This window comes from Litorivivens sp., assembly GCF_057445395.1.
Window position 1 is genome coordinate 1 of record NZ_JBVBUV010000121.1, and the last position, 5,834, is coordinate 5,834.

7 protein-coding genes are annotated in these 5,834 nt (G+C 55.8%); all 7 read left to right on the forward strand.

The window, feature by feature from the left end:
- Positions 1-201, forward strand: a 201-nt coding sequence (locus tag AC222A_RS18540; RefSeq protein ID WP_486775420.1) for a DUF4396 domain-containing protein, incomplete at its 5' end; no start/stop codon positions are given.
- A gap of 559 nt (positions 202-760) precedes the next feature.
- Complete coding sequence (locus AC222A_RS18545) at positions 761-2,629, forward strand: copper resistance system multicopper oxidase (protein ID WP_372748344.1); 1,869 nt, start codon at positions 761-763, stop codon at positions 2,627-2,629.
- Positions 2,626-3,345 (forward strand): copper resistance protein B, encoded by a 720-nt coding sequence (locus tag AC222A_RS18550; protein ID WP_372748345.1) that lies wholly within the window; start codon positions 2,626-2,628, stop codon positions 3,343-3,345. Before AC222A_RS18545 ends, AC222A_RS18550 begins: the two co-directional genes overlap by 4 nt.
- 13 nt (positions 3,346-3,358) lie before the next feature.
- Positions 3,359-3,619 (forward strand): hypothetical protein, encoded by a 261-nt coding sequence (locus AC222A_RS18555; RefSeq protein ID WP_372748346.1) that lies wholly within the window; start codon positions 3,359-3,361, stop codon positions 3,617-3,619.
- A gap of 42 nt (positions 3,620-3,661) precedes the next feature.
- Positions 3,662-4,228 carry a c-type cytochrome gene (locus AC222A_RS18560; protein WP_372748347.1) on the forward strand — a complete coding sequence of 189 codons (567 nt, stop codon included), beginning with the start codon at positions 3,662-3,664 and terminating at the stop codon, positions 4,226-4,228.
- Complete coding sequence (locus AC222A_RS18565; RefSeq protein ID WP_372764099.1) at positions 4,212-4,988, forward strand: helix-turn-helix domain-containing protein; 777 nt, start codon at positions 4,212-4,214, stop codon at positions 4,986-4,988. The genes AC222A_RS18560 and AC222A_RS18565 overlap by 17 nt, the downstream gene beginning before the upstream one ends.
- A 75-nt stretch (positions 4,989-5,063) precedes the next feature.
- Positions 5,064-5,834 (forward strand): sterol desaturase family protein (locus tag AC222A_RS18570; protein WP_486775421.1); only part of this gene is annotated, 771 nt, incomplete at its 3' end.

Sequence of the window (5,834 nt, forward strand, 5' to 3'; positions counted from 1 at the left end):
CTGGCATTTAAGACTGCCATTGGTATGAGTTTGGTTAGTATGGTGGCGATGGAGTTTGCCATGAACTTAACCGACTACCTGCTGGTGGGAAAGGCGGCCCTGACTTGGTGGTCAATAGGCCCAAGCTTGCTGGCTGGTTTCCTGACTCCCTGGCCGTATAACTACTGGCGATTGCGGCGACACGGGAAGGCCTGTCACTAACGTGTAAATAGTAAGGTCGAGGGTTGACCTTGACCCTACTTCAGGGTTTACATTATTTCTATCTCTGAGTGCGGGTATTGTTTAAACGCATGAAACGACACTGGATTGCGAGCCTGATGATCATGCTCACCTTGCTACAGCTGGGTGGGACGGTCTTGGCTGCCATTTCCAGTAGTGACCTTGTCTCTCCCCTGTCAAATGGCTCTTACACGGATTTCACCACGGACGGCGCGACAGGCTGTCACGCGGACGAATCCAGTGATGCTGTGACGATACATTCACGCCACAATGCACACAGTCAGGCAGGAACTGATTCCGCAGAATGCTGCAGGTTTGAGTGCGACTGCTGTGTTGGAGGTTGCGGCACGACGATTCTCACAAGGGCCGTCACCAATAATTTCCCTCCCCGTTCGCCGATGACCGAAAACTACCATCGGAACCCCCCTTTGCCACCCAGTTTTTCCTTTCTGAAACCCCCGATCCCGGCCTGACACGGGGTTAGTGCGCCCGTCGTTTGCGTGCTTTTACGTTTTCATCGTTTCAGAAAAAGGAAATTACCGTGTTTAATTCATTATCACGTCGTCGGTTTGTCACCGGCGTGGCCGCTGGCACTGCGCTGGCCGGCGTCGGTTTTCGCAGCGGTCGGGCGCTGGCCAACCCGCGACCAACCTTACTCAAGGGCAATCAGTTTGATCTGTCGATCGGCTATCAGCCGGTTAATTTTACCGGCGCCGAGCGCACAGCCACCTCGGTAAACGGCAGTGTGCCCGCACCTGTGCTGCGCTGGAAGGAGGGCGAGCGGGTCACCTTGAATGTGACCAACCATCTCGCCCACGACAGTTCCATCCACTGGCACGGCATTATCCTGCCGACCGACATGGATGGCGTGCCGGGGCTGAGTTTCGATGGCATCCAGCCGGGTGAAACCTATAAATACCAGTTCGATGTGAATCAGAGCGGCACCTACTGGTATCACTCCCATTCCGGTTTTCAGGAGCAAACGGGCGTTTACGGCGCCATTGTGATTGATCCGAAAGATCCGGATCCTGTGCAGTGCGACCGCGACTATGTGGTGCTGTTATCCGATTGGACAGACGAGAACCCTCACGACGTCTATGCCAAGCTGAAAAAAATGAGTCACTACTACAATTTTCAAGAGCGCACCGCAGGCGATTTGTGGCGAGACATCAAGGAAAAGGGGGTCGCCAAAACCTGGAACGAGCGCAAGATGTGGAACATGATGCGCATGAACCAGACCGACATCGCCGATGTCACCGGTTATACCTATACCTACCTGATGAACGGTGCAACGCCGGATAGCGGCTGGACGGGTTTGTTCAAACGCGGTGAGAAAGTGCGGTTGCGCTTTATCAATGCCGCGGCCATGACCATTTTTGATATTCGTATTCCGGGGCTGAAAATGACCGTCGTTGCGAGCGACGGGCAGAATATCGAGCCAGTCAGTGTGGATGAATTTCGCATCGGCGTTGCCGAAACCTACGACGTGGTTGTCGAGCCCAGCGATGACACGGCCTATACCATCTTTGCTCAAACCAATGACCGCACCGGATATGCCCGTGGCACCCTGACGCCAAACCCAGCTTGGACAGCAGACGTTCCCGATATGGACTACGTACCTGTACTTAGCCACAACGATATGGGGATGGCCCATAACATGGGCGGGATGAATCATGGCCAAGGTGGTATGTCGACTATGGATCACAGTCAGCACGATATGGGTGGGATGAAGCGCGACCAAGGTGAAATGTCGGGTATGGATCATAGCCAGCACAACATGGGCGGTATGGATCACAGTCAACACGGCATGCAGGCCAAACACATGGCCGATAAACCGGCCCCCGCAGGGTTTGGCAGCCGGGCCGCCATACAGCACGAGAAAAGCGAGTACGGAGCGCATACCGATATGCTGGCAGACGCGCCACAAAACGGCCTGAATGATCCCGGTCTGGGCTTGCGCGATCACGCCCAGCGCTACGGACGTAAAGTGCTGACCTATGCAGACATCCGCAATCTCTACCCCACGCTGGACAAGCGCGATCCGAGCCGGGAAATCCAGATACACCTCACTGGCAACATGTCGCGTTACATGTGGTCGATGGACGGTATCAAGTTTGCCGACGCCGACCCCATTCGTCTGAGTTACGGTGAACGGGTTCGCATCACGCTGGTGAACGACACCATGATGACGCACCCCATTCACCTGCACGGCATGTGGAGCGAGCTGGAAACCGAAGAGCCCGGCTACATTCCGCGCAAGCACACCATTATTGTGCAGCCGGGGTCGACCATCAGTTATCTGGTTACCGCCGATGCGATCGGTCGCTGGGCTTACCACTGCCATCTGCTCTATCACATGCCGGGCATGATGCGCGAAGTGCGGGTAGAGAAAGGAGGGCGCTCATCATGAAAATTTTTTCGACATCGCTGGTAGCACCCTTAACGCTGTCCTTCACTTTGCTGGCGAGCGGCATCGCCCACGCTGGCGGAAAAGATGATCCTTTCCTGACCATGGGCAAGCTGGATCAGCTCGAAGTGCGTGACACAGAAGGCCCGGATCCACAGGTAGTTGAAGGCCAGTTCTGGGCCGGTTACGACCTGAACAAACTCTGGCTCAAATTCGAAGGTGAGCGCGTTGACGACGAGAGTGAAGAACTTGAGTTACAGGCGCTTTACAGCCGGGCGATATCTGGCTTCTGGAATATCCAGATGGGCGCCCGCCGTGACTTCAAACCCGAGCCCGACCGCGACTGGGGTGTGATCGCCCTGCAGGGGCTGGCGCCATATTACTTTGAAGTGGATGCGTCATTGTTTGTGGGTGGCGCCGGGCGCACCGGTTTGCGCCTGGAAGCCGAGTATGAACTGCTGGTTACCCAGCGGCTGATTCTTACCCCGGAAATTGAACTGAACGCTTACGGCCACAACGATCGTGACACCGGCGTCGGCTCCGGTCTGGCCGACGCTGAAATCGGCCTGCGCCTGCGCTATGAAATTCGCCGGGAATTCGCGCCCTATATCGGGGTTAACTGGATTAAAAAGTATGGCAATACCGCCGATTTCGCCAGCGCTGAAGGGGAAGACATTGAAGACACCCAGTTGGTCGTTGGCATACGGGCCTGGTATTGAGGAGAACGAAAACATGGTATTCAAATCATTAATTCCGGCCCTCGTGGCCATTATGATGACCGGCACAGCCCTGGCACACAGCCCAGAGAAGGTTCGCGACGATGCAAAAAATCGGCAGGCCGCGCAAAAGGTGCGCTGCGAGAAATTTTTGGCGCGGCCCGACAAGGAGCTTGATAAATCCAGCCCGGTTATCCAGGCCATGCTCAAGCGTTGTCAGGCGCAGGATGAAGGCAGCAAAGACGGGGAGGGTGAACATGACCAGGGCCATCACTGACTCGCGTGTTTCTGAGTGGATTGATCCTAAAGGAGCGTTGCGATGAAGACGATCAAAATGTTGCTGATTCTCCTGCTGCTGGCCGCAGCCGGGGCGCTCGGGTTTATCTATTCCGGTGTGTATTCAGTTGCGGCCAACGAGCCGCATATGAAAATTACCTACTGGGCGTTGGAAACTCTGCGCGAACGCTCGATTGCACGTGCAGCCTCTGACATCAGCGTGCCGGATCTTTCTGATCCGGACATGCTCCTGGCAGGCGGTGCCGACTACAACGAGATGTGCGTGGGTTGCCACCTGAAGCCCGGTTTGCCACAAACCGATATGACCTTGGGGCTCTACCCCCGCCCGCCGGGTCTGACCCGCTCACCCGAGACCCACGACCATGCTCACCCGGTGGGTGGGCATAACCGGGACGACGCGCTTAAACGCCAGTTCTGGATTATCAAGAACGGGATCAAAGCCTCGGGCATGCCCGCCTGGGGAGAAACCCACAGCGATGAGCGCATCTGGGCGATGGTGGCTTTTCTTGAGGAGCTGCCGAAGATGGAAATGCTCCAATATGACATCGTAACGACGCGCGAAGAGGAAGAGAGTGGAGGCCATCACTGAGGTGGCCGATACGTCAAAAGCCGCGTGGCACGGCGAGGCCGCCATCAGCCCGGGCATCGGGCTGTTTCGCGGCCAGACCGGTGATAACCGTGCGCACCGGCACTGGGCGCACCAAATCAGTATTGGCCTGGATGGCGAGGTCGCGTTTGAACTGGACGGTGCGGAAGTGGTCGCGACAGCTGTCGCGATCAAGGCTGGCGTTCTCCACCGACAGCGCAAAGGGTTGGTTCTGTCGGTGTATATTGATCCCACCGCTCAGCTCCCGCCGCCGCTGTTAATCGGCTTTTCCGATACAGCCTGGCGCTTGTTGGAGTCATCAGAAGTGAATGCTTTGCTGTCGTATTTTGCCAGCGATCTTACACTTCAGCAGCGTCTTGATCGAATTGGGCGGCCCGATCTTACGCAGGGCCAAGGTCAGATTGGTGACCCAAAACTTGCTTCGTTGCTGGAGTTTCTCAAACAGCAAATTTCTCAGGGCGATGAGGTCAGTCGCGATCAGCTAGCCGCGCGTGTAAATCTGTCTCCTAGCCGTTTTTCTCATTGGTTTACCGAGCAAACGGGCTTGCCCCTTCGCAGCTACCGCAAATGGCTGCGGCTGATCTTGGCACTCCAGACAGCCGTGGTAACCGGTAATCTGAGCCTTGCTGCCAGTCAGGCTGGCTTTGCCGATCAGGCGCATTTTTCCAGGGCGGTAGGCGACGCCTTTGGCATTACTGCCTCGCAGATAGTGAGTCTCATTAAGAGTAATTCACCTGAATAGATAGCTCTTTCGTTCAATACCGGTGGCGTCCTTCATTGCATACTGGGTGTAACACTACCCTGTATGGAGGACGCTATGGTAAAGCCCATGATCCGCTGGACGAGTTATCCCCTGATTTTTCTCGGCTGCGCGCTGCTGCAATATCAGATTATTGCGCGAGATCTGCCGCACTGGCCGCTGGCCATTATTGTGTCTGCGGCAGGCATTACTCTGGTCGCCCTGCTTGAAAGAATCCAGCCTTATGAACCAATTTGGAACGAAGATCACAACGACACGCGTGTTGATATTTTGCACGCTGTATTCAGTCTCACCCTGATTTTTACCGTGGTGGAAGTGGTGGCAGTCACCCGCGCCTGGCTACCGGGCGCGGCGATGGGCGGGACGGCGTACTGGCCTGACTCCAGCCCGTTGTGGCTGCAACTCCTGCTTGCCGGTGCGGTGATCGATTTTGGACTATGGTTTATGCACTGGTTCAGCCACAAAAACCATTTTCTCTGGCGCCTTCATGCCCTGCATCACAGTGCAGAGCGTTTGTACTGGCTGAACGGCGAGCGCCGCCACCCCTTGAGTGCTTTGCTGCTTGCCAGCCCCGGCCTGCTGGTGGTGATAATGCTTGGCGCCCCGGCCGATGTGATTGGTTGTTGGTTTGCCATCATCTCCGTTCATCTAGCTTTCCAGCATGCCAACCTGGATTACTCCGTGGGCATTTTTCGAAATCTGCTGGGTGTTGCCGAGATTCACCGCTGGCATCACAAACGGGAGTATGAAGATGCACAAGTGAATTTCGGTGAGTTTTGGGCTATCTGGGATCAACTGTTCAGAACCTATCGGTACGAACCTGGGCAA

Bases quoted from the DNA above. Each gene is read 5' to 3' on its own strand.
- AC222A_RS18560 (WP_372748347.1), top strand. From the start codon at position 3,662: ATGAAGACGATCAAAATGTTGCTGATTCTCCTGCTGCTGGCCGCAGCC.
- AC222A_RS18555 (WP_372748346.1), top strand. From the start codon at position 3,359: ATGGTATTCAAATCATTAATTCCGGCCCTCGTGGCCATTATGATGACC.
- AC222A_RS18550 (WP_372748345.1), top strand. From the start codon at position 2,626: ATGAAAATTTTTTCGACATCGCTGGTAGCACCCTTAACGCTGTCCTTC.